Here is a 23,787-nt window from a genome sequence, read left to right as displayed (position 1 = left end):
GTGTCGACCAGAGTTGGCGCTTCAGCGCTTACTCTGGTCCCATGCAAGGCCATTGCCTGCTTTGATTTCAGATAAGAAGGGCCCATGCGGATCGACCGGCGCCTCCTGACGCTCGCGTTCGGTGGCCTTTTCTGGCGGACCTTTCTGTTGATCGCGCTGTTGATCGCAGTCAGCCTCGCCGCGTGGTTCCAGAGCTTCCGGGTGATCGAACGCGAGCCGCGCGCGCAGCGCGTGGCGTTGCAGCTCGTCGCCATCGTCAAGCTCACGCGCACCGCACTCCTCTATTCCGATCCCGACCTGCGGCGCGCCCTGCTGCAGGATCTGGAAAGCAATGAAGGCGTGCGCGTGTACCCGCGCGAAACCACCGACAAGTACAAGCTGCAGCCCGACGAGTCGCTGAACCGGCTGATCGAACACGACATTCGCGGCCGCCTCGGCGACGACACCGTAATCGCGCAAAGCGTGAACGACATTCCCGGCGTGTGGATCAGCTTCAAGATCGACGACGACGATTACTGGGTCGCGCTCGACCGCGATCAGCTCGACAACGCCACCGGCTTGCAGTGGGCGGGCTGGGGTGTGTTCGCGCTGGCGTTGTCGCTGTTCGGCGCGGCATTCATCACGAGTCTCGTGAATCGTCCGTTCGCGCGCCTCGCCATGGCCGCTCGCAAAGTCGGCTCGGGGCAATCGCCAGAGCCGCTGCCCGAACGCGGCATGGGTGTGGCCGCGGAAACCAATCGCAGTTTCAACCAGATGGTGCAGGACCTCGAACAGCTCGAGGCCGACCGCGCGCTGATGCTCGCGGGTATCTCGCACGATCTGCGCACGCCGCTCGCGCGGCTGCGTCTCGAAACCGAAATGAGTCCGTCGGATCAGGCCACCAAAGACGCAATGGTCGACGACATCGAACAGATGGACATGATCATCGGCCGGTTCCTCGATTACGCGCGGCCGGTGCAGCGCGTGCCGGAACCTGTCGACCTTTCCGTGATCGCAGGAGAACTGGCCGCGCGCATGCAGAGCGAAGACAGCATGCGGCTGATTACGCGGCTCGCGCCGTCGGCGGTGATCGAGGCCGATGAAACCGACATGCGGCGCGTGGTCGGCAACCTGCTGGAAAACGCGCGCAAATACGGCCTGAGCGACGGCGACGGCATTCCGCACGTGATTCTCGAAACGCGGGTGTCGCACTCACGGGTTGAACTGTCCGTGGTCGATGAAGGGCCGGGCATACCAGAAGACCAACTGGCGCTTGTCACACGGCCGTTCTATCGTGTGAATTCGGCACGCACCCAGGCGAACGGCACCGGCCTTGGCATGGCCATCGTTCAGCGCCTCGTGGGCCGATACCGCGGCGCGCTGCGCTTGCGTAACCGCACGCCAGGACCGGGGCTCGAAGTGACTATCGAGTTTCCGCTGGCCAAGGGTGTCTGAGCGCAATAGTCTCATCCGCCCTTTTCCGCCATCTGCCGCACTGGATAACAACCATCTCGATAATTAGTTAAAAACTATTGGATTAATAGGTCAATAGAGTTATAGTGAATCACGTGTAACGCGCTCGTCTGCACGAGCTGGTAGCCTCAACATGCTGTTTTTCCAACACACGAAGGAGCACTCGCATGAAAACCGTTGGCGATAAACTCGAAGCGTTCACCGTCACTGCTGCAAAGCCGGGCTTCAACCATCCTGAGGAAAACGGCGTCTCGGCGTTCGAAGACATCACGGAGCAGTCGTTCCCGGGCAAGTGGAAGATCATTTATTTCTACCCGAAGGACTTCACGTTCGTGTGCCCGACGGAAATCGTCGAGTTCGGCAAGCTGGCCAAAGATTTTGAGGAACGCGACGCGGTGCTGCTTGGCGGCAGCGTCGATAACGAATTCGTGAAGCTGGCCTGGCGCCGCGAGCACAAGGATCTGGACAAGCTGAACCATTACGCGTTCGGCGACGTGAAAGGCGAGTTGATCGACCAGCTCGGCGTGCGTGACAAGGAAGCAGGCGTCGCGCTGCGCGCCACCTTCATTGTCGATCCGGACAATACGATCCAGCACGTTTCGGTGAATAACCTGAACGTCGGTCGCAACCCGGAAGAAGTGCTGCGTATTCTGGACGGCCTGCAAACGGACGAGCTGTGTCCTTGCAACCGCGCAGTCGGCGGCGCAACGCTCTAAACCGTGCTACCTGTCAAAAGCCCGCTGAGCTTGAACGAGCCGCGGGCTTTTTTATCGACGAACTGATAGGAAATCTCAATGGAATTCCTGGCTTCGATTAAGGCGCGTGTGCCTGACTATGCGAAAGACATCCGGCTGAATCTGGATGGGACGATCGCGCGCTCATCGCTCGAAGGCAATGACGCCGTCGGGGTCGCGCTAGCGGCCGCCTTCGCCGCGAAGAGCACGGTGATCGTCGACGCGATTCGCAATGCCGGCGTGTTGTCGCCGGAAGAGACCCAAGGCGCGCTGACGGCCGCTGCGCTGATGGGCATGAATAACGTCTGGTATCCGTACGTCGAGATGACGGAAAGCGCTGACCTGAAGTCGCAGCCGGCGCAGTTGCGCATGAACGCTTATGCGTCGCACGGCGGAGTGGATAAGCGGCGCTTCGAGATGTATGCGTTGGCGGCGTCGATCATCGGCAAGTGCCATTTTTGCGTGAAGTCGCACTTCGACACGCTGGTCGCCGAAGGCATGAGTTCCACGCAATTGCGTGACGTTGGGCGGATCGCCGCGGTGATCAACGCGACCGCGCAGTGCATTGCCGCCGAAGACAAGTAAGCCTCGATATGCGCGCAGTGCGATGCCGTTCCCGCTGCTGCGCGCGTTCTCAAACCAATCAGTTCTTGACCAGCAGAACCGCGGCCTGAGCCTCAATGCCCTCGCCTCGGCCCAGGTAGCCGAGCTTCTCGTTGGTCTTGGCCTTGACGTTGACGCGCTCGACCGGCAAATCCAGGTCGGCGGCGATATTGGCGCGCATGCCCTCGATATGCGGCGCCAGCTTCGGCGCCTGCGCCACCACGCTGCTATCGACGTTGGCGATGGAGAAGCCCGCCGCCTTCACGCGCGCGACGCATTCGCGCAGCAAAACCCGGCTGTCCGCGCCTGCGAACTTCGCATCGGTATCGGAGAAATGGCGGCCGATATCGCCCATCGCGGCCGCACCGAACAGGGCATCGGTAATGGCGTGCAGCAACACGTCCGCGTCCGAATGACCGAGCAGGCCACGCTCATAGGGAATCGTCACGCCGCCGATAATCAACGGGCGTCCCGGCACCAGCGCGTGCACGTCATAGCCTTGCCCAATTCTGAAATCCATATGCGTCAAATCCTCAAGTCCGCTCGTTAAATTTGAAATCGCCCGTCATGAAGCCGCGGGTCGGCTGAGAATCGCCTCGGCCAGATCGAAGTCTTCCGGATAAGTCACCTTGAAGTTGCGCAAGCTGCCCTGCACCAGTTTCGGCGCATGGCCCAGCCACTCGATCGCGCTTGCTTCGTCGGTCAGGTCGTGACCGTCGGCCTGCGCGCGCAGGATCGCCTCGCGCAACATGCCGATGCGGAACATCTGCGGCGTCTGCGCCTGCCACAAGCCGTCGCGCGCCTCGGTGCGCGCGATCCGGCCGTCGGTCGAGTTCGCGTCGATCCGTTTGAGCGTGTCCGCGACCGGCAAGGCCATGATGCCGCCCACCGCGTCGTCCTTCAGCGCGCCGATCAGCGTGCGGATCAGCGCGGGGGTAATGCCGGGGCGCGCCGCGTCGTGCACCAGCACCCAGTCGTCGTCGTGGGCGCCGAACTCGGCGAGCGCGTGCAGGCCGTTGAGCACCGAGGCCTGGCGCGACGCTCCACCGCTGCGGCGCACGGCGAAACGCAAGCCGCCGAAGCGGCGGGCGTCGAAATGGGCGTCATCAGGGGCGATCACGACGAGGGTTTGCGCAAACTCGCTGCAGGCGTCGAACGCCGCCAGCGAGTAATGCAACATGTCGCGGCCAGCGACAGTGCGATATTGTTTGGGCATCGCGGCGCCGGAACGGCTGCCGGTGCCTGCGCACGGAATCAGGGCAAATAGACGGGAAGTCACGAGTGCGGATGCCGCGAAGTCAAAGTAATGGACGGATTTTATAATAGGTCCTTCGCATCCACGCCCCGACACGCGTAAACTTGCCGGTCACGTGTGAGCCTGAGGCCGTTTTTTCTCATCTATGCCAGACATCGCCGCATCATCGCAGTACTCCCCGCCCGTCGCGCTCGTCAAGGCCGGCCAGCGTTTCGCCTTCGACGGCACGCACGGCTCGTCCGACGCGCTGCTGATCGCCCGCTACCATCTCGCCTATCGCGAGAAGGTGCCGCTGCTCGCGGTCGTGTGCGAAAGCGCCGTCGATGCGCAGCGACTGGCGCAGGAAATCGGCTTCTTCGCGCCCGAGGCGCGCGTGCGCCTGCTGCCGGACTGGGAAACGCTGCCTTACGATACCTTTTCACCGCACCAGGATCTGGTCTCGGAGCGTCTCGCCACGCTGCACGATCTGGGCGAAGGCCGTTGCGACATCCTGCTGGTGCCCGCCACCACGGCGTTGTACCGCATGCCGCCCGCGTCGTTCCTCGCGGCTTATACGTTCTCCTTCTCGCAGGGCCAGCGCCTCGACGAAGCCAAACTCAAGGCCCAGCTGACGCTGGCCGGCTACGAGCACGTGAGCCAGGTGGTGCGCCCGGGCGAGTACTGCGTACGCGGCTCGCTGCTCGATCTCTATCCGATGGGCTCGCCCTTGCCCTACCGGATCGACCTGTTCGACGACCAGGTCGACTCGATTCGCGCGTTCGACCCGGACACCCAGCGCAGCCTGTACCCGGTGAAAGACGTGCGCCTGCTGCCGGGCCGCGAATTTCCGTTCGATGAAGCCGCCCGCACCGCTTTTCGCAGCCGCTGGCGCGAGACCTTCGAGGGCGACCCGAGCCGCGCGTCGATTTACAAGGACATCGGCAACGGCGTGCCGTCCGCGGGCATCGAATACTATCTGCCGCTCTTCTTCGACGAAACCGCCACGCTGTTCCACTATCTGCCAGAAGGCGCGCAACTGGCATTCGTCGGCGATCTGGACGCGGCGATCAGGCGCTTTACCAACGACACGAAGCAGCGCTACAACTTCCTGTCGCATGACCGCGACCGGCCGATTCTGGAACCGCAGCGGCTGTTCCTGTCGGACGAAGATTTCTTCACGTTCGCCAAGCCCTTCGCGCGGCTCGCGCTGCCTGCCAACGCCGGCGGCGGCTGGTCCACTCCGTTGCCGAACCTCGCTATCGACCGTCACGCGGAAGATCCGGTAGCGGCCTTGCGCACGTATCTCGACACCACGCCGAATCGCGTGCTGTTCGCCACCGAATCGGCAGGCCGGCGCGAAACGCTGCTGCAGTTGCTCGCCGACAATCACCTGAAACCGGCGTCGAGCGACAGCTTCCAGGACTGGCTCACGAGCGACGAGCGCTTTTCATTGGGCGTCGCGCCGCTCGCCAACGGTTTTGCCGTGCCCGTCGACGGTATCGCGATCATCACCGAGACCGAGCTGTATGGTCCGCTTGCGCGTCGCGCGGGGCGCCGCCGCCAGGAACAGGCGAGCAACGTCGATTCGATGGTGCGCGATCTGTCCGAGCTCAAGGTCGGCGATCCGGTCGTGCATTCGCAGCACGGCATCGGCCGCTATATGGGCCTCGTCACCATGGATCTCGGCGAAGGCGAGACCGAGTTCCTGCACCTCGAATACGCCGACGACAGCAAGCTGTATGTGCCGGTCGCGCAGTTGCACGTGATCTCGCGCTATAGCGGCGCCGATCCGGAAAGCGCGCCGTTGCACTCGCTCGGCTCGGGCCAGTGGGAAAAAGCCAAGCGCAAGGCGGCGCAGCAGATTCGCGATACCGCCGCCGAATTGCTGAACCTGTACGCCCGTCGCGCGCTGCGCGAAGGCCATGCGTTCGCGCTCGAACCGAAAGACTACGTGAAGTTCGCGGAGAGCTTCGGCTTCGAGGAAACGCCGGACCAGGCCGCAGCGATCGCGGCCGTGATCGGCGACATGACGAGCGGTAAACCGATGGATCGGCTCGTGTGCGGCGACGTCGGCTTCGGCAAGACGGAGGTCGCGTTGCGGGCCGCGTTCATCGCGGTGATGGGCGGCAAACAGGTGGCACTGCTCTCGCCCACCACGCTGCTCGCCGAACAGCACACGCAAACTTTCAGCGACCGTTTCTCCGACTGGCCGGTGCGGATCGCCGAACTGTCGCGCTTCAAGTCGACCAAGGAAGTCAACGCGGCGATCCAGCAGATCAACGAAGGCACGGTCGATATCGTGATCGGCACGCACAAGCTGCTCTCGTCCGACGTCCAGTTCAAGCGGCTGGGCCTCGTGATCATCGACGAGGAACACCGTTTCGGCGTGCGCCAGAAAGAAGCGTTGAAGGCGTTGCGCGCCGAAGTGGACGTGCTCACGCTTACGGCCACACCGATCCCGCGTACGCTCGGCATGGCACTCGAAGGCCTGCGCGATTTCTCCGTGATCGCCACCGCGCCGCAAAAGCGCCTTGCGATCAAAACCTTCGTGCGCCGCGAAGAAGACAGCGTGATTCGCGAAGCCATGCTGCGCGAGTTGAAGCGTGGCGGCCAGGTGTACTTCCTGCACAACGAAGTCGAGACGATCGAGAATCGCCGGCAAATGCTCGAAGCGTTGGTGCCCGAAGCGCGTATCGCGGTCGCGCATGGTCAGATGCATGAACGCGAACTCGAACGCGTGATGCGCGACTTCGTTGCGCAACGCGCCAACGTATTGCTGTGCACGACGATTATCGAAACCGGCATCGACGTGCCGAGCGCCAACACGATCCTGATTCACCGCGCCGACAAGTTCGGTCTCGCGCAGCTGCATCAGTTGCGTGGCCGTGTGGGCCGCTCGCACCACCAGGCGTATTCGTATCTGCTGGTCCACGATCCGCAAGGGCTCACCAAGCAGGCGCAGCGCCGCCTCGAAGCGATCCAGCAGATGGAGGAACTCGGCTCGGGCTTCTATCTGGCCATGCACGACCTGGAAATTCGCGGCACGGGCGAAGTGCTTGGCGACAAGCAATCGGGCGAGATTCACGAGATCGGCTTCCAGCTTTATACCGACATGCTGAACGACGCCGTGAAGGCGCTCAAGGAAGGCAAGGAGCCCGACCTCACCGCGCCGCTCGCCGCGACTACGGAGATCAACCTGCATGCGCCGGCAATTTTGCCAGCGGACTATTGCGGCGATGTGCAGGAGCGTCTGTCGCTCTACAAGCGGCTGGCTAATTGCGAACACAACGATTCGATCGACAGCATTCAGGAAGAGTTGATCGACCGTTTCGGCAAGCTGCCGCCGCAAGCGCACGCGCTCGTGGAGACGCATCGTTTGCGGCTTGCCGCGAAGCCGCTGGGCATTTCGAAGATCGATGCCGGCGAAGCCGTGATCGGCTTGCAGTTCATTCCCAATCCGCCAATCGACGCGATGCGGATCATCGAGATGGTGCAGAAACACAAGCACATCAAGCTCGCGGGCCAGGACAAGCTGCGTATCGAAACGCGCAGCCCCGATCTTGCGGTACGTGTCGCCACGGTCAAGGAAACCTTGCGCGCGCTCGGCACTCCGAGCCGCGGCACGGCCGCCAGTGTCGCCGCACGCTGAGGCTGCGGACCGCGACGGCCTGGCGCCGCGTTGAAAAACCGGGGTACGTGTAGCATTTTTCGTTCATGCTGCGGTGCGCAAACGCGCACCGCAGCGTACGGACGGGCTTTTTTTTGGGTATGATCGAAAGACTCAAATGCCGGAGTCTTGTCATGTCGCACGTCGCTGAATCAGCGCAGTCCTCCCCGTCTCCCGACTCTGTTTCGAATCCCGCCTCCTCTGCGTCACTACCCGCTTCACTGCCTTGGGTCACCCGTCTCGTGTCGATGGACACGGTCAGCCGCAATCCGAATCTCGGCCTGATCGAAATCGTGCGCGACGAACTGCGCGCCGCTGGTATCGAGGCCACGCTCACGCACGACGAAAGCGGCAAATGGGCCAACCTGTTCGCGACGATTCCCGCACACGACGGCGAAACGAACGGCGGCGTGGTGCTGTCGGGTCACACGGACGTCGTACCCGTGGACGGCCAGAAATGGGACAGCGATCCGTTCAAGCCGGAAATTCGCGGCGACAAACTCTACGGCCGCGGCACCTGCGATATGAAAGGCTTTATCGGCGCGGCGCTCGCGCTCGTGCCGGACATGCAGCGCACCAAACTCGCCAAGCCGATTCACTTCGCCCTGTCGTTCGACGAGGAAGTGGGCTGTGCTGGCGCGCCCCTCCTGATTGCCGACCTGATGAAGCGCGGTGTGAAGCCGGACGGCTGCATTGTCGGCGAGCCGACCAGCATGCGGCTCATCGTGGCGCACAAAGGCATCAACGCCTACCAGTGCTGCGTGCGCGGCCAGGCGGCCCACTCGTCGCTCACGCCGAAGGGGTTGAACGCGATCGAATACGCCGCGCGTCTGATCTGCTACATCCGCGACATGGCCGACCAGTTCCGCGAGCAAGGCCCGTTCGACGAACTGTACGACGTGCCCTTCACCACCGCGCAAACCAGCACGATCGTGGGCGGCAATGCGATCAACACGGTGCCGGCCGAATGCAAGTTCCAGTTCGAATTCCGCAACCTGCCCACGCTCGATCCCGAGCCGATTTTTGCGCGCATCGATCAATACGCGCGCGAAACGCTGCTGCCGAAAATGTTGCGCGAGCATCCATCGGCGGCAATCGAGATTACGAAGATTGCCGCTGCGCCCGGCCTCGATTCGTCTGAACAAGCCGCCATCACGCAACTGGTGCGCGCGTTGACCGCCGATCAGGACAAGCGCAAGGTCGCTTACGGCACGGAAGCCGGTCTCTTCTCGCTGGCGGGGATTCCGAGCATCGTCTGCGGTCCGGGCAACATCGAACAGGCGCACAAGGCCAACGAATTCGTCGCGCTGGATCAGCTGGTGGCGTGCGAGCGCTTCCTGCAGAAATTCATTCACAGCATGTCGGTCGACGCGCACGCGCACTGAAACCGAGCCGCCTGAAAAGAGTCTTACTCATACCGACTTTCGCACACCCACGCCATGTCAACTGCCGCGCCGCAACACACCGACCATACGATCGACGGCGAGCCGATCCCCACGCTCGACGACATCGCCGCGCAGCATTTTGCGTTGACGCCGTGGGTGACGCGAACGCCGGTATTCGACAGAGTGGACTTTCCATCGCTGGAAGGCACGCTGGTGAATTTCAAGTTCGAACTGCTGCAGGCGGGCGGCAGCTTCAAGGCGCGCGGCGCGTTCACCAATCTGCTCGCACTCGACGAAGCCCAACGCAGCGCGGGCGTCACGTGCGTGTCGGGCGGCAATCATGCGGTGGCGGTCGCGTATGCGGCCATGCGCCTTGGCATCAGCGCCAAGGTCGTGCTGTTTCGCGCGGCCAATCCGGCGCGCGTGGCGCTGTGCCGGCAGTATCGCGCCGAGATCGTATTCGCGGAGAACATTGCCGAGGCATTCGAACTGGTGCGCCGCATCGAGGCGGAAGAAGGCCGCTATTTCGTGCATCCGTTCAACGGCTATCGCACGGTGCTGGGTTCGGCCACGCTCGGCTACGAGTGGGTCACGCAAACGCCCGATCTCGAAGCGGTGATCGTGCCGATCGGCGGCGGCGGCCTCGCCGCCGGTGTCGCGACGGCCATGCGGCTCGCGAATCCGAACGTGCATATCTATGGTGTGGAGCCGGAAGGCGCGGACGTGATGGGCAAGAGTTTCGCCGCCAATCACACGGTCAAGATGGGCCAGATGCACGGCATTGCCGATTCGCTCATGTCGCCGCACACCGAGGAATACAGCTACGAATTGTGCCGCCGTCATATCGATCAGCTCGTCACGGTATCCGACGACCAGTTGCGCGCGGCGATGCTCACCTTGTTCGGACAACTGAAGCTTGCTGTCGAACCGGCCTGCGCGGCAGCCACCGCCGGCTTGCTCGGCCCGCTGCGCGAACAGTTGCAAGGCAAGCGCGTGGGCGTTCTGTTGTGCGGCACCAATACCGACCCGGTTACATTTGCAGCGCATATCGAGCGCGCGCGGCATAGCGAGTCACTGTTTCCTCAATAAAGAAACAAACGTCGCGTTCCTGGCCAAAAGACTAGCCTATCCTTCTCAGGTTGGTATCATTCGAACATCGACTTCTGGGAGGAACCTCTATGAGCATGGTCAAGGAATTCAAGGAATTTGCCCTCAAGGGCAACGTGATGGATCTCGCGGTCGGTGTGATTATCGGCGGCGCGTTCTCCACCATCGTCAATTCGATTGTCAAAGACCTGATCATGCCGGTTGTCGGGGTTGCCACCGGCGGCCTCGATTTCTCCAATAAGTTTGTTCGCCTCGGCGACATTCCTCCCAGCTTCAAAGGCAGCCCCGAGTCGTATAAAGACTTGCAAACGGCGGGCGTCGCCGTATTCGGTTATGGCTCGTTCATCACCGTACTGATCAACTTCCTGATTCTCGCGTTCATCATTTTCCTGATGGTCAAGTTCATCAACAATCTGCGCAAGCCGGCTGAAGCCGCACCGGCAGCACCGCCGCCGACACCGGAAGACGTGCTGCTGCTGCGCGAAATCCGCGATTCGTTGAAGAACTCACCGCGTTAAACGTTCCGGCACGTCAGCCGCCGGCAAAGCAAAAGGCCTGTTGCGAGTCAATCGCAACAGGCCTTTTTCATATCGTGAGCCGATGCGCGCGGCGCGCACCCTCAAACCTCTTTCTGCTCCTTCCGACTGACCGCGCCTTCGATCATCGTCTCGAGCTGGCTGAAATTGACAGGCTTGGTTAAATGCGAAGTAAAGCCGGCACTGAGGCAACGACGCACGTCTTCGTCGGTGCCGAAGCCGGTCAACGCCACCGCGGGCGCGTCCGAGTGTTCGCGGAACGCCTTGATGAAGTCGAGGCCCGTGCCGTCGGGCAAACCCACGTCGCTGACAACCAGATCGAAATTCTGCACTTGAGTAGCGGCCAGCGCGTCGTCCACCCGGCCCACCGTCGTCACCTCGTGGCCGAGGCTGCGAATCAGTTGCGCCATGACCTCGGCGGTGTCCACGTGATCTTCGATCAGCAGGATGTTCAGCAGGCCGGCCGGATGCACGGCGTCCGGCACTACGACGGGTGAAGTCACCTCCGGCGGCATGGCCGTCGGCAAGGTGATCGTGAAGGTTGCGCCGCAATGTGCACCGGGGCTTTGCGCGGTCACCGTGCCGCCGTGCACGTCGGTCAGCGCCTTCGTGATCGCGAGCCCGAGCCCGAGGCCGCCGAACTGCCGCGTCATGTTCTGGTTGCCCTGCTCGAACGCATTGAAGAGTTTGCCGATCTGCTCCGGCTCGATGCCGATCCCCGTATCTTCGACCGAGATCTGCACATGCATGCGTTCGTCGCGCGTGCGTACGTAAATATGGCCGCCGTCCGGCGTGAACTTGGCGGCATTGCGAATCAGGTTCCACAGCATCTGTTGCAGCCGGGCGCGATCGGCGAGCACGTAATGATGCCGGGCGTTCTTGTGAACATGCACGTCCTGCTGCTTGACCTGGATCTCGCTGCGAAACAGTTCGAGCACGCTGTCCATCACGTCGTGCACGTCGACGGTTTCCAGCGTCAGGCGCAATTTGCCGTTCGCCACTCGCGTCAGGTCGAGCAGGTCGTCGATCAACCGCGCTTCGAGTTCGACGTTGCGGCGGATCATGCGCACGCTCGCGCGCGCCTGATCGGGCAGCCCCGGAATCATCTCCAGCACGCTGGCGCCCGCGAGCACCGGCGTGAGCGGCGTACGCAATTCATGCGACAGCATGGCCAGAAAGCGGTCCTTGGCGCGGTTCGCTTCTTCGGCAATCTGGCGCGCGGCCTGCTCCGACGCGAGCAGCCGCTCGCGCTCCTCGATCGCCTCGCGCTGCGAATGAATGTCCGTGCAACTGCCGAACCATTTGCTGATGTTGCCTTCGGCGTCGCGCATCGCCACCACCCGGGCGTCGAACCAGCGGTATTCGCCGTCGTGGCGGCGAATCCGCAGCTCGTGCCGGTAGTCGCCGGCGTTGCCCGACACCGCCTTGAGCCAGCTGCGGCGAATCGCTTCGCGGTCGTCCGGATGCACCGCGTCGAGCCAGGCGAGACCATGCGAGCTGCCTTCGGCAAGGCCCGTGTAGTCGTACCACTGCTTCGACAGAAAATCGCAGTCGCCCGCGGCGTTGCAGGTCATGACAAGGTGCGGCAACGCCTCCGACAAGGTCCGGTAATGCTGCTCGCGATCGCGCAACAGCAAGGCTTCGTCCGACGCTCGCTGCAGACGCACTTGCGAGAGCACCCGTTCGACGGCTTCGGGAAGGTAATCGAGGTAATCGCCGGATTTCGGCACCACGTCCGACACGCCCGCGCGCAGCGCTTCAATGACGCGCGATTCGTCGGTAAAGCCGGTCACGAGGATGGCGGGAATCCGCACGCCTTCCGCGCGCAACCGGCGAAAGAAGTCGAGGCCGGTCTCCGGCCCGCTGAGTTGATAGTCGAGCACCAGCAAATCGGGGCCGCCGCCCGCGAGCCGCTCACGGGCCGCGTCGACGCCGGCGCAGATGGCGACCCGGCAGCCGGCGCGCTCGAGCGACTTGCGCGCGAGCCGCAGGATGCCTTCGTCGTCATCGACGACGAGCACGTAGGCGGCATGCTGCGTGGACACGTCTTCGGTCATGCGGAGTCTTCTCTGGCTAAGGTCTTCAAGTGGTCTCTATCTTGTCACGAGCGGCTTTCGGCCACCTTCATGCGAGTGTTGCATTACGGCGCCGCGAGGCGCTGCCCGGACGGCAGTTTGACCACTTGCAGGAAAAACCCGAGGCGGCGCACGGCTTCGATGAACGCATCGTATTCGACCGGCTTGGTAATGTAGACGTTGCAGCCGAGTTCGTAGCAGCGCGCGATTTCCCGCGGATCGTCGGTGGTGGTCAATACGATCACCGGCACGGCGGCCGTCTGTGGCGATTCTTTGAGACGTCGCAAGACTTCGAAGCCGTCTACCCGCGGCATTTTCAGATCGAGCAGGACGACGAAATTCATCAGATCTTCGCGCGCCGGGCAAGATTTGCCCGCCTGGTCGACGCCGGCACTCGCGGCGGCGTCCGCCGGCGCCGGGCCGAAGAAATAATCGAGGGCCTGCTGGCCGTCGTGAAAGCGCACGAAACCGTTCGAAATGCCGGCACGGCGCAAATTGCGCTCCACGAGCGTGGCGTGGCCGTCGTCATCTTCGATCAGAACGATGCTGACCGTTTCCCCGTGACTCATATGCTCTCCGTGCTGAACGATGCCTGGATGCCTGCCCGCCCGTGATTATCTTCGCTGCCGCCGCGTCTGCGCGCTCATGTCATGTTCAAAGGCGTGCGGGCTGTTCCGGCAATACGACGAAAAAGGTCGAACCCGCGCCTTCCGCCGATTCGACCCACACCCGCCCGCCGTGCCGCTCAACCATGCGCCGCACCACGGCGAGGCCGATGCCGTCGCCTTCGGCGACGTCGCCGTGCAGGCGCTGAAATGCCCTGAACACTTTCGACATATACGCAGCCGGAATGCCGAGGCCGTTGTCGCGCACATAATACGTGCGCATGCGCACCGCGCGCGGCTCCGTGTCCTCGACCGGCTCGGGTTCCAGCGCGCCGACTTCGATGCGTCCGTTGCGCGCCGGATCCAGATAATTCAGTGCATTGCCGATCAGGTTGCTGAAAATCTGCTCGATCGCGCCCGGGTCGCCCCATACGGGCGGCAGCTCGCGCACGGTCACCACGGCCGAGCGTTGGCCAATCACGCCTTGCAGCGCGTCGACCACCCGGCCCACCACGCGCCCGACGCTCACGCGCTGCCACTGATATTCGAGCCGGCCGGCGCGCGAGATCCGCAACAGCGCGTCGATGATGGCGGCGGCTTGCGTCACCGCGGTGCGCAAATAGTGCAACGACTCGCGCACGTCGCCATCGAGAATATGCACCATGCGTTTATGCTCGGCTTCCGACAACCTGGCCGCCTCGACGACGCTATCCAGTTCATTACAGGAGACCTGCAATTCCTTCGAGAAACCTTGCAGATTCACCAACGGCGAGCGCAGATCGTGCGACACGCTGTAGATGAACATTTCATTGTCTTGCGTCTCCTGACGCAACTCCTCATTGACGCCGGCCAGTTCACTCGCGCGCGCTTCAAGCCGCGTTTTCAACATGGCCTGCTCGGCCTCGGCTTCGCGCAGACGCGTGCCGGTCTGATGCAGCACCCTGTCGAGCGCGGCGATTTCATCGCTGCCCGATAACGGCGCGGCGAGCGTGCGCCCACTGCCCAGACGCTCCGCGTTACCGGTCAACACTTCCAGCCGGCGGCCGATGCTGCGCGCAAACACCACTGCGGTGGCCGCCCAGATCAGCATCGAGCCCAGCACGGCGCCGATCAGCGCGTATTGCTGACGCGCCCGCCGTCGCGCGAGCGCCGCCGAGCGGTCCGCGTCGAGCCGCGACGCTTCGTCGCCGAACGCCGCGAGTTCCTCGCGAAATAGCGCGATCTGCTGCGGCAACGCGCCGGTCTCCAGCGCGGCGAACGAATTCGGCGCGCGTCCCGCATGCAGCGCCTGCGAGATCGCGACAGTCTGCGCGCGATAGGCGTCGATCGCCCGCTGCATCTTGTGCACGCGCTCGACCTGTTGCGGCGCATCGGCAACCAAAACTTCGAGCTTCGACAGACGATCGCCGAGATCGACCCAGACGGTATGGCGGTCGATCAGCGACGCGTCGCCGATCACCATGGCGGTGCGAACCCGCGCCGCCTGACGCAACAACGGATCGACAATGGCCGACGACTGATAAAGGATCTGCTTGCTGTTGGTGACCCATTGCGCGGCCTGCGCTGTCTGCTCCTGGGTATCGAAGACGACGCCGAGAAGCGCCAGCTCGACCGCGCTTGGCACGGCGATCAGCAGCAGACCCTTCGTGAATAGTTTCATGTTCGCCCGAAGGGTCGCAAAGGGTCGCTCCGGCCGCGGCGCTCGCAAAGCCGGCCATGCCGCGCCGCGCTGGCGGCCTTGGCGGTGACGGGATCGGCGAGCATGGCGCAGTGCAGCCGGACGGGCCATTATCGACGTGAATTGGAGATATTTCAACGTAGCGGCAAGATGCGCTCGCCCACACAAAAATGACTTTTTTATTGGTATGAGATGTTTTTTCCGCGCCTCGTGCGTCTATGATGGAGACAGATGTGCTGGGAAGCGAAAGCGCGCGGCGAGGCGGTTCGGCATGATTCGTGCGGGAGGCGGTGGGGCGGCGCAGTCGTCGAATCACCGTGAATCCGGCCTTGTCGTATGCTATAAAAGATCGACGTGCGGCGCGCGAAGCCGGGAGTGGTCGCATGAGGACGCTGCGTTTCTTGCAATTCTTTTTCAGGCGAATTTTTATGTCCTTCCCGAAAAAGCGTAGACGCGCGAAGGTGGACGGCGATGAGTCGTTCCTCGCGGTACTACGGCATTTCAAGCCGTTCGGTCAGCTCGACACCAAAATTGCGCGCGCTCGCGCGCAAGACGAGCCGGTCCTTTATGCGCACGTGCTGCCTGGGCTCGACGTCCTCTTGTGCAGTGTCCGTGGCGCACAACCGCCCTATCCGGCTCCCGCCGAATTGCGGCGCCGCTGCATCGAATCCATTACCAATGCACTGGAGCAACCGCTCGACGGGCTCGAGAACGGCGGTTACTGGTATGAGGCGGATGGCTTCGGTTTCCTGGTGTTTGCCAGCCGGGCTCGCGGCAAGATTCTCACGGAATTCGGCGCGACCCGCATTGGCGGCGCCCGTCGTGGGGTTCGCCGTCAGGACGCGGCCGGGGATGCGGCTCCGCGATCGCTGCGATAGACGGCTGCGCTCGGCCTCAACGGTAGATAATCAAGTTCGCAACGCCAGCGCCTGATCGCGGAGTCGATCAGGCGCTGGCGTTGTGTCGTTTCTCGTTGTGTCGTTTCTCGTTGTGTCGTTTCTCGTTGTGTCGTTTCTCGTTGTGTCGTTTTCTGCGGTGTGCCGGCTGCGTCGTACCGTTACGTGGCTGCGTCACGACATTCCGTGACGTGACGGCGTGACGTTTCCGTTACCTCATTGCTGCTCCGCATTCGATCCGCGCCGCGGCCCGGCTTTAATCGCGTCCACGCGTGCCGAACTGGCCGATCTCATTTCGTCGCAATGTCATCCATGCGGCCGCGCACTGGCGGCACGCTGATCAGCCACAGAAAAATCAACGACAGGCCACCGCCCAGGCTCCAGCTCAACCACTCCGCAGGCAGAACGAAAGGCATCAGCTCCCCTTGTATGCAGCCGCGCTAGCCGGCGACATCACCGCCGGCTTCTTATCCGCAGCACCGGGCGACGATGCGCCACCCGAAGACTTGTTGACCGGCGCGCCATCCAGAGAAATAGCGGCCTTCGGCTGCTGCTTCACGCCCGGCGGCGGCGCCGTCGGCGCCTGCCGGACCTGCGCCAGCAACTGGTTGCATGGCAACGGCTTGTTGTTGCTCGGCGCGAGCAACGGAATCAGCGCCGCGAACGGATTGATCAACCCGAGGCCGACGGCCGCGCCGCCGCGCAACGCCAGCGCGGCAGCGTTCACACCAACATGCGGATCCTTGAAGGTGCCTTTCACATAGAGCGGCGAGCGCAGCGAGAATACCCGGAAGCCCTTGGTATGCGGATGCACGCCCAAATCCATCGACTCGTCGCGCAGATTCACGTTGCCGTCGATGTCGATCACCGCGTCGTCCGTATCGAGCGCGAAGACACGCGAATCGAGCACGCCATTGGTGGCGACAAAATCGGCGGCCGCGCAGTTGATCTTCACGTCGCGATTGCCGAACAGCTTTTCATACACGACGTTCGCCACGTTCAAGCCGGCCGCTTCCATCAGCAGGCGGCTTACCGTGCCGTCCGTCACCAGCGCCTTCACCTCGCCGTTCGAGGTGGCCGCGAGCGCGGCCGGCGAATTGCCCGTCGCCGTCAGCGCGGCGTCGCCGTTAATTTCGCCGAGCGCGTTCTGCATCGTCTTGAAGTTCGGGAACAACTGCTTGAGCTTGAGATGCCGCGCCGATGTGGCGAAACGGCCCTTCAGCGGCGTCGCACTGCCGTCCAGATGGATGTCCGAAGCGAGCGTGCCGCCCGCCACGCCGAACTTCAACGGCTCCAGCGAGAGCACGCCGTCGGTCATCACGATATGCGTGTACAGATCCGTGATCGGCAGATTGATGTCCTTGACGATGCGCCGGCCGGTAAACTTCACGTCGGCGTCGATCGCCTTCCAGCGGTCGGTGCGGAATTCTTCGACCGGCAGCGCCTTGTTGGAAGGTTGCGCCGTTGCGTCGCCGCGCTTGGCCTTGCTCGCGTTCGAATCCGCGCCGATCACCGGCGCCAGATCCGAGAATTGCAGCAGATGCGAGACCAGTTCGCCCTGCAACAACGGACGCGGTTCACGCGCCGTATAAGTCAACGAGCCGTTCAGATCGCTGCCGCCGACCCGGCCTGTAAAATTTTCATACTTGAAGACGCTGCCGCTGGACTTGAACTGGCCGACGAAGCGTCCTTCGGTCGCATACGGCGGCGTGTCGGGAAGGGTCACGCCCGTCAGCGAATAGAGACGCGCCATGCTGTTGCCTTGCAGCCAGAGGCGCAGATCGACCGCAGCAAGATGCGCCGGGTCGGTGATCGTACCGACGAGGCCGACATGCAGATCGCCCGCCTTGACATCGGCCTGCACCGGAAACGGCCGGTTTGCGTCCTGTAACGCCAACACGCCGCCGACCTTACCGCTGCCCGACACCGGCGTCTTGTTGTAAGTCCCTTTGACGGTCCAGCCGATGGCGTAGGGTGGAATCTCCCGTTTCGCTGCTGCCTGAGCCTCGGCACTGCTTGCACCGCTTGTACCGCTCGCTCCGCTCACACCCGTAGCCGGTGCCGACGCCACGACCGCGCTGCTCGCGCCCGCGCCAACGGCAGCGCTGGCGCCTTTCGAGCCGCCCGCGACCATCGCACCCGAGGCGCCCGTAGCCGCCGTCGTACCCGACGCCGTGATATCCGTGGCCGATGCGCCCGAGGCCGCCGCTGCGGAAGCCGCTGCGGCTTCGGATGCCGCTTGCGCATTCGCCTGCGCGGTCAGCTTGTTCGCGCCCGACTTGCCGATCGCTTCCGCCGACGCGCTGCGCGACGCCGCTTCCTGCTGCTTCATCGCCTCACCGATCGGAATCGGCTGGCCGAGCGTATCGACGACCATCTGCAAGTCGACTTTTTTCTGCTGATCGGACAACGCGATGTTGCCCTTGGCGAACGCGATATCGTGCAGATCGAGTTTCCATTCGGAAGGCCCGCTGGACGAAGCCAGTTTGAAGGTCCAGTTGTTGCGCCCGTCGAGCAGGCGCTCCAGGTCCACCGAGGGATTCACAAGGTTGATCGCGGGAATCACGATATCGTGCGCGAGCAGCGGCAATACCTTGACCTGGAAGTCGATCTCGTCGAGCGTGGCGAATTGCGGCTGCCTGGTCCAGTCCGGATTGCCGACGGTAATGTTGGCCGCCGAAAAACGCGGCCAGGGCACCCAGCCGCGCCAGCCGGTCTCACCCACCGGATGCCGCCAGCCCACTTTCAGGTCGCCGTTAATGGCGAACGGCCTGCCGATCGCCTGCGTGACTTTGTCGTTGATATAGGGCCTTGCCCGGTTCCAGTCGAAAGTCAGGATGAAAATGGTCAACGCCACAATCAGAATGACGATGATCGCCAGCAACCATGCGATGATTTTCCCGATCCGTCTTCCGATCGTGCTCGACACTGCCATTGATAGGCTCCGCGGTTGATTCCAGGTTGAGCACCGAGCAGCACGTTGCGTGCCCGCCTGGTGGCCGTCAAGTGCTAGTGCTTTGCCGTTTTATCATGCTGCACCGCCGGCCGCGCATTCACTGCGCTGCGGGAACGGTTCCTAACGAGTCATTACCCCATCACCGCGAGCTTCGACCTCATGCATTGCCTATTACGGTCCCACTTATGACCGACGTCCCTTTGGTTTTCGCTGACGGCATCGCGCGGCGCGATGCCGTGCGCGGCCAGACGCTGCTGCAACCAACCACCTTCGCGTTGCATGCGGGCGACCGCGTCGCGGTCACCGGGCCGTCCGGTTCGGGCAAGAGCGTGTTCCTGCGCGCCCTCGCCCTGCTCGATCCGCTCGATGCGGGACGCATCATGTGGCATGGCGCGGCGGTGGAACGCGCCGCCATACCGCGCTACCGGCGTAACGTCGCGTATATCCGGCAGCGGCCCGCGCTGCTCGACGGCAGCGTGGAAGACAACCTGCGCTATCCGTTCGAACTGCGCGCCTATCGCGACGTGCGTTTCGATCGCGCGCGCGCGGCGAGCCTCGCCGCTCAGGCCGGCCGTGGCAACGACTTTCTCGACAAGAGCGCCAGCGAACTGTCCGGCGGCGAGGCGCAGATCACCGCGCTGATTCGCGTGTTGCAACTGGCGCCCGAGGTCCTGCTGCTCGACGAACCCACCGCCTCGCTCGACCCGGAGTCGTCGCGCGCGATCGAAGGTCTGGTGCATGCCTGGTTCGACGCCGATCCTCTGCGTCATGCGTCGATCTGGGTATCCCACGATCCGGCGCAAGCCATCCGCATGAGCGAGCGGCATCTGGTCATGCGCGCGGGCGTCCTTGGCGAAACGGCGCGGCAGGAAGAGCCGACCGAGCGTCACGATCATCCGGAGTACGGCCAATGACATTGCAAAACCTGAGTCTCTGGGATGTCGCGATTGCAGCGCTGCTGATCGTCGTGAACGGAGTCGTCTCGGTCGCGTTGAAGCTCGATCTCGAACGCAAGCTGGCATGGGCCGCCGTGCGCACCGTCGTACAGTTGCTGGCGATCGGCTACGTGCTCGGCTGGGTGTTCCGTTACGACCGTTGGTACGTGGTGCTGCCGCTCATGATCCTGATGACGCTGATCGCCGGCTTCGCGGGCGCGCAGCGCGGCAGCCGCACCTATCGCGGACAACGCGCGGACAGTGTGCTGTCGATCTGGATCAGTTCGTGGCTGGTGGCCGCGGTCGGGCTGTTCGTCGTGATCCGCATTCAGCCGTGGTACGAGCCGCAGTATGCGATTCCGATTCTCGGCATGATCCTCGGCAATACTCTGACCGGCGTGTCGCTCGGTATCGAACGGATGACCGAGGAGTTGACCGCGCGGCGCGACCGCGTCGACATGGCGCTCGCGCTCGGCGCGACGCGTTGGGAAGCCGCGCAGGCGCCGGCGCGGCAAGCGGTGCGCGCGGGCATGATGCCGACGCTCAATCAGATGGCCGTGGTCGGCGTGGTGAGCCTGCCCGGCATGATGACCGGCCAGGTGCTGGCCGGCCAGTCGCCGCTACAGGCCGTGCGTTATCAGATCGTGATCATGTTTCTGATCGCCGCGTCGTCGGCCCTCGGAACGGTGGGCGCGGTACTGCTCACGTACCGCCGGCTCTTTTCGGCGGAGCACCGGTTTCTGTCCGCGCGGCTCGTGGAGCGGACCGCGGCGCGGCGTTAAGCGCGCCCGCCTGCTCTTGCGCGCGCCCCACTCAACGCTTCGCGCTGATCGCGATTTCCGTGCCGTCGCTGAGCGTGAGCGTTTTCGTGCTGCCGTTGACAGGCATCGTGAATCGCACGATCTGACTGACGCTGACGTCGTTCGGACACTTGAGCGTTTTGCCGCCGCTCGTCACTGATTTCACGCCGTGCGGTGTCTGTGCCTGGAAGCTCAATTGCACGGTTGCCGTGCCGTCAGCGGCGACGACCGGCGCAAAACGGATCTGGGTCTGGCGAATCATCGCGCCGTTGGTATCGAGCGGCAGCGACGCGTAGTTCGGGCATGCATCCGTGGCGGGAACCGGGCCGCCGGGCGGCACAGTCTTCCACGTGAAGTCATCCGATTCGCCGGAGCGGATCGTGCGGGTTTCCTGCGAATTGCCGAACTGTTTCGACGTGACGCGAACCGTGTAGCGGATCGGGCCGTCGAGGGCGGACTGAGACGTAACCGTGATCGGCGTGGCCGCGTGGGCCGCCGGCACCAGCATGCCTGGCGCGAGCACGCAAGCGAGAGAAGCGACAACTGAAACGGCGGAGAGTCTGAAGCTCATACTGTCACCTCGTTGTTGTGCCGCTGCGCGCTCGCTTCAGCACGACTGCCCACGCACCGCGTGACTGGATGAAGCCGGTCGATGCCTGGCCAGCCGGGGCTGCGAGACACGCAGCTGTTTTAGCATGATGCCCCGTCAGTCTAACGCCAAGCGAAGCCGCGCGCGCTGCCCGCGAATCAGGTGTTAACCCGCTTGCGGCAACGCGTTTTCTGCGCGTGTGGCCGCACAGGCACGCGCGAGCGCACGCCGCGCCGTTCTGCTACAAATCGTCACGCACGTTGCGAGAACGCGCCGCTTGACCTACCTCAAATGAAAACGGCCGGCGCGCATGGCTGCGACGCCGGCCGTATGAGCCAGGCTTGCTGGTTCAGGCGCAGTGCGGCTTAGTCTGCAAAGCCCGTCAGCACCAGCTTGCCGATGGCCCGCCCTTCTTCGAGCAGTTGATGCGCGCGGCGCAGATTCGCCGCGTTGATGGCGCCGAGGTCCTGACCGACCGTGGTGCGCAACGTGCCCGCGTCGACGAGACGCGCCACTTCGGTCAGCAGTTTGTGCTGCTCGATCATGTCGGGCGTGCCGAACATCGAACGGGTGAACATAAATTCCCAGTGGAACGCGGCGCTCTTCGCCTTCAACAGTTCGACCGGCACAGGTTTGCTGTTTTCCACAATCGTGCAGATGCCGCCTTGCGGCTTGATGACTTCGGCCGCCGCGGGGAAGTTCTTGTCGGTGTCGTTGAACATGAGCACGTAATCGACCTGGTCGATCCCGAGCTTTTTCAATTGCGCGGGCATATCGCCGAAGTGATCGACGATGTGATCCGCGCCCAGTTCCGTCGCCCATTTGGCCGATTCGGGCCGCGATGCGGTCGCGATCACCGTGAGCTTCGCGAGTTGCTTCGCCAGTTGAATACCGATCGAACCGACCCCGCCCGCTCCGCCGATGATCAACACGGTCTGCCCCTCATCCGCGCCTTGCGGCGACACGCCTAGGCGGTCGAACAGGGCTTCCCAGGCGGTGATTGCGGTCAACGGCAGCGCGGCCGCGTGCGTGAAATCGAGCGACGCGGGCTTGCGCCCGACGATCCGCTCGTCGACCAGGTGGAATTCGCTATTGGCGCCCGGCCGCGTAATGCTGCCCGCATAGAACACAGGATCACCCACTTTGAACAGCGTCACGTCCGGACCGACCGCGACGACCGTGCCGGCGGCATCCCAGCCAAGTACGCGCGGGGCTTTTTCGACGGTGTCTTTTGGGGCGCGCACCTTGGTGTCGACCGGATTGACGGAAATGGCCTCGACCTTGACCAGCAGATCACGACCGGTGGCCTCGGGCTTGGGGATATCCACATCGACCAAGGCTTCGGCTTGATCAATGGGCAAGTAGCGATAGAGACCGACAGCTTTCATACATGCTCCTGTTCGTTTCAGACGAAATGGGAGGATCGCGATCCTTGCGCAGAGCCTGTCGCGCCGCTGATCAAGGACTTCGATCCCAATGGCGTGATCCTAAGCCGGTTCTTACTTCTTTAAAACCGCGATAATGACTTAAACATCTTTTGGAAATTCAGAAGAATGAATCTGACTGCTCATCCCATGCGTGGCGCTTCAGGCGATCGGGAGCGGCTCGATCTGCTCGATGTCGCCCTGTTCGTGCGTGCGGCTCTGCTGGCCAACGTATCGGCGGCTGGGCGCGAATTCGGTTTGTCGGCCGCGGTGGCCAGCTCACGCATCGCACAGCTGGAAAAACTGCTCGGCGCGCGGCTGCTGCACCGGACCACCCGCCGCATCAGCCTCACGCAGGATGGTGAAGTCTTCATGTCGCGCGCCGAAGCTCTGCTCGACGCGGCCGCCGCCGCGCGCGCCTCGGTTGGCCGCGCGCAGGCCGAGCCGCAAGGCCGCTTGCGGGTTTCGATGCCGTCGTCGTTCGGGCGGCAACACGTTTCGCCGGTGATCAGCGAATTTCTGCGCCGCTTTCCCGGCGTGAGCGTCGATCTGCGATTGACGGATCAGGTAATCGATCTCGTCGATGCGGGGATCGACGTGGCGATCCGTGTCGGTGTGCTGAAGGATTCGTCACTGGTGGCGCGGCGCCTGGCAGTGAATCGCCGGGTGCTGTGCGCGGCGCCCGCTTACCTTGCCGCGCGTGGTACGCCGCACCATCCTTCGGAGCTTGCGGAACACGAGTGCATGATTCTGTCGGACCAGCGCGACTGGGCCTTCGAAACACCCGCCGGCGCGCTCGAGGTTCGCGTGAGCGGACGGCTTGTCACGGACAACGGCGAAGTGATCCGCGACGCGCTGCTGGCCGGTTTCGGCATCGCGCTCAAATCGACCTGGGACGTGGCGCCGTTTCTGCGCAGCGGCGAACTGGTCAGCGTGCTGGATAGCTATCCGCTCGCCGAGCGCGTGGCCATTTGGGCGGTGTATCCGAGCCGCTCCTTCGTGCCGCCGAAGACGCTCGCCTTTATCGAATTCCTCGCCGCCCATTTCGGCGATCCGCCTTATTGGGATCGGGAACCGGGTTGAGCGGAGGGGCTATGCGGGAAGGTAATGG

At 63.3% G+C, this 23,787-nt stretch carries 20 protein-coding genes; 11 read left to right on the top strand and 9 right to left on the bottom strand.

The annotated features are described in order from the left end of the window. Window positions 1-84: 84 nt before the first annotated feature. From P0D70_RS12090 to P0D70_RS12080, 3 genes are all read left to right on the top strand, one after another. Window positions 85-1,434 (top strand): ATP-binding protein, encoded by a 1,350-nt coding sequence (locus P0D70_RS12090; protein WP_007182020.1) that lies wholly within the window; start codon window positions 85-87, stop codon window positions 1,432-1,434. Between the two features lie 185 nt (window positions 1,435-1,619). Beyond that, the gene (locus P0D70_RS12085) at window positions 1,620-2,168 is read left to right on the top strand and encodes a peroxiredoxin (RefSeq protein ID WP_091794410.1); all 549 of its coding nucleotides are present in this window, start codon (window positions 1,620-1,622) and stop codon (window positions 2,166-2,168) included. A gap of 78 nt (window positions 2,169-2,246) precedes the next feature. Further along, on the top strand, window positions 2,247-2,771 hold the full coding sequence (locus P0D70_RS12080) for a carboxymuconolactone decarboxylase family protein (protein ID WP_091794412.1): 525 nt from the start codon (window positions 2,247-2,249) through the stop codon (window positions 2,769-2,771). 58 nt (window positions 2,772-2,829) lie between these two features. Here the strand turns inward: P0D70_RS12080 and ispF are convergent, their stop codons facing one another. Next, a complete protein-coding gene (gene ispF, locus P0D70_RS12075; RefSeq protein WP_091794414.1) occupies window positions 2,830-3,309 on the bottom strand; it encodes a 2-C-methyl-D-erythritol 2,4-cyclodiphosphate synthase in 480 nt (159 codons plus the stop codon). A gap of 45 nt (window positions 3,310-3,354) precedes the next feature. Beyond that, window positions 3,355-4,068 carry a 2-C-methyl-D-erythritol 4-phosphate cytidylyltransferase gene (ispD, locus tag P0D70_RS12070; protein ID WP_091794416.1) on the bottom strand — a complete coding sequence of 238 codons (714 nt, stop codon included), beginning with the start codon at window positions 4,066-4,068 and terminating at the stop codon, window positions 3,355-3,357. Window positions 4,069-4,189: 121 nt separating this feature from the next. Between ispD and mfd the strand changes: the two genes are divergently transcribed. The 4 genes from mfd to mscL all read left to right on the top strand — a co-directional run bounded on the left by mfd (window position 4,190) and on the right by mscL (window position 10,700). Continuing rightward, the gene (mfd, locus tag P0D70_RS12065; RefSeq protein WP_408184651.1) at window positions 4,190-7,672 is read left to right on the top strand and encodes a transcription-repair coupling factor; all 3,483 of its coding nucleotides are present in this window, start codon (window positions 4,190-4,192) and stop codon (window positions 7,670-7,672) included. A 152-nt stretch (window positions 7,673-7,824) separates the two neighbouring features. Next, window positions 7,825-9,075, top strand: coding sequence for an acetylornithine deacetylase (gene argE, locus P0D70_RS12060; RefSeq protein ID WP_408184650.1), 1,251 nt, complete (start codon window positions 7,825-7,827; stop codon window positions 9,073-9,075). 54 nt (window positions 9,076-9,129) lie between these two features. Then, complete coding sequence (locus tag P0D70_RS12055) at window positions 9,130-10,164, top strand: threonine/serine dehydratase family protein (protein ID WP_091794423.1); 1,035 nt, start codon at window positions 9,130-9,132, stop codon at window positions 10,162-10,164. Between the two features lie 89 nt (window positions 10,165-10,253). After that, complete coding sequence (mscL, locus tag P0D70_RS12050) at window positions 10,254-10,700, top strand: large conductance mechanosensitive channel protein MscL (protein WP_091794425.1); 447 nt, start codon at window positions 10,254-10,256, stop codon at window positions 10,698-10,700. 101 nt (window positions 10,701-10,801) lie between these two features. Here mscL and P0D70_RS12045 read toward each other — a convergent pair whose 3' ends face one another. The 3 genes from P0D70_RS12045 to P0D70_RS12035 form a co-directional block, all read right to left on the bottom strand. Then, a complete protein-coding gene (locus P0D70_RS12045; protein ID WP_408184649.1) occupies window positions 10,802-12,775 on the bottom strand; it encodes a hybrid sensor histidine kinase/response regulator in 1,974 nt (657 codons plus the stop codon). Window positions 12,776-12,858: 83 nt separating this feature from the next. Continuing rightward, entirely contained in the window at window positions 12,859-13,362 is a 504-nt protein-coding gene (locus P0D70_RS12040; protein WP_408184648.1) for a response regulator, read from the bottom strand. Window positions 13,363-13,447: 85 nt separating this feature from the next. After that, window positions 13,448-15,058, bottom strand: a complete 1,611-nt coding sequence (locus tag P0D70_RS12035; RefSeq protein WP_408184647.1) for a sensor histidine kinase — start codon at window positions 15,056-15,058, stop codon at window positions 13,448-13,450. Between the two features lie 401 nt (window positions 15,059-15,459). On the opposite strand from P0D70_RS12035, the gene P0D70_RS12030 reads away from it, so the two are divergent. Next, on the top strand, window positions 15,460-15,954 hold the full coding sequence (locus P0D70_RS12030; protein ID WP_091794435.1) for a hypothetical protein: 495 nt from the start codon (window positions 15,460-15,462) through the stop codon (window positions 15,952-15,954). 308 nt (window positions 15,955-16,262) lie between these two features. Here P0D70_RS12030 and P0D70_RS12025 read toward each other — a convergent pair whose 3' ends face one another. Beyond that, the gene (locus P0D70_RS12025; RefSeq protein WP_408184646.1) at window positions 16,263-16,388 is read right to left on the bottom strand and encodes a hypothetical protein; all 126 of its coding nucleotides are present in this window, start codon (window positions 16,386-16,388) and stop codon (window positions 16,263-16,265) included. Continuing rightward, a complete protein-coding gene (locus tag P0D70_RS12020) occupies window positions 16,388-18,907 on the bottom strand; it encodes an AsmA family protein (RefSeq protein ID WP_408184645.1) in 2,520 nt (839 codons plus the stop codon). The genes P0D70_RS12025 and P0D70_RS12020 overlap by 1 nt, the downstream gene beginning before the upstream one ends. A 206-nt stretch (window positions 18,908-19,113) precedes the next feature. Here P0D70_RS12020 and P0D70_RS12015 point away from each other — a divergent pair, with 206 nt between their 5' ends. Continuing rightward, window positions 19,114-19,842: an ABC transporter ATP-binding protein gene (locus P0D70_RS12015; RefSeq protein ID WP_408184644.1), complete on the top strand. Its 729-nt coding sequence runs from the start codon at window positions 19,114-19,116 to the stop codon at window positions 19,840-19,842. Further along, a complete protein-coding gene (locus P0D70_RS12010) occupies window positions 19,839-20,645 on the top strand; it encodes an ABC transporter permease (RefSeq protein WP_408184643.1) in 807 nt (268 codons plus the stop codon). Before P0D70_RS12015 ends, P0D70_RS12010 begins: the two co-directional genes overlap by 4 nt. Before the next feature lie 31 nt (window positions 20,646-20,676). Here the strand turns inward: P0D70_RS12010 and P0D70_RS12005 are convergent, their stop codons facing one another. Continuing rightward, window positions 20,677-21,234 carry a DUF6013 family protein gene (locus P0D70_RS12005; protein WP_091794443.1) on the bottom strand — a complete coding sequence of 186 codons (558 nt, stop codon included), beginning with the start codon at window positions 21,232-21,234 and terminating at the stop codon, window positions 20,677-20,679. Between the two features lie 383 nt (window positions 21,235-21,617). Then, window positions 21,618-22,640 (bottom strand): zinc-binding alcohol dehydrogenase family protein, encoded by a 1,023-nt coding sequence (locus P0D70_RS12000; RefSeq protein ID WP_408184642.1) that lies wholly within the window; start codon window positions 22,638-22,640, stop codon window positions 21,618-21,620. A 165-nt stretch (window positions 22,641-22,805) separates the two neighbouring features. Here P0D70_RS12000 and P0D70_RS11995 point away from each other — a divergent pair, with 165 nt between their 5' ends. Further along, window positions 22,806-23,759, top strand: a complete 954-nt coding sequence (locus tag P0D70_RS11995) for a LysR family transcriptional regulator (RefSeq protein WP_408184641.1) — start codon at window positions 22,806-22,808, stop codon at window positions 23,757-23,759. The last annotated feature ends 28 nt before the right edge of the window (window positions 23,760-23,787 follow it).

Origin of the sequence: Paraburkholderia sp. RL17-381-BIF-C (assembly GCF_046026435.1) — a bacterium.
Lineage (GTDB): Bacteria > Pseudomonadota > Gammaproteobacteria > Burkholderiales > Burkholderiaceae > Paraburkholderia.
The sequence above is the reverse complement of the archived record's forward strand: the minus strand, read 5'-3'. Positions and strand labels throughout refer to the sequence as shown.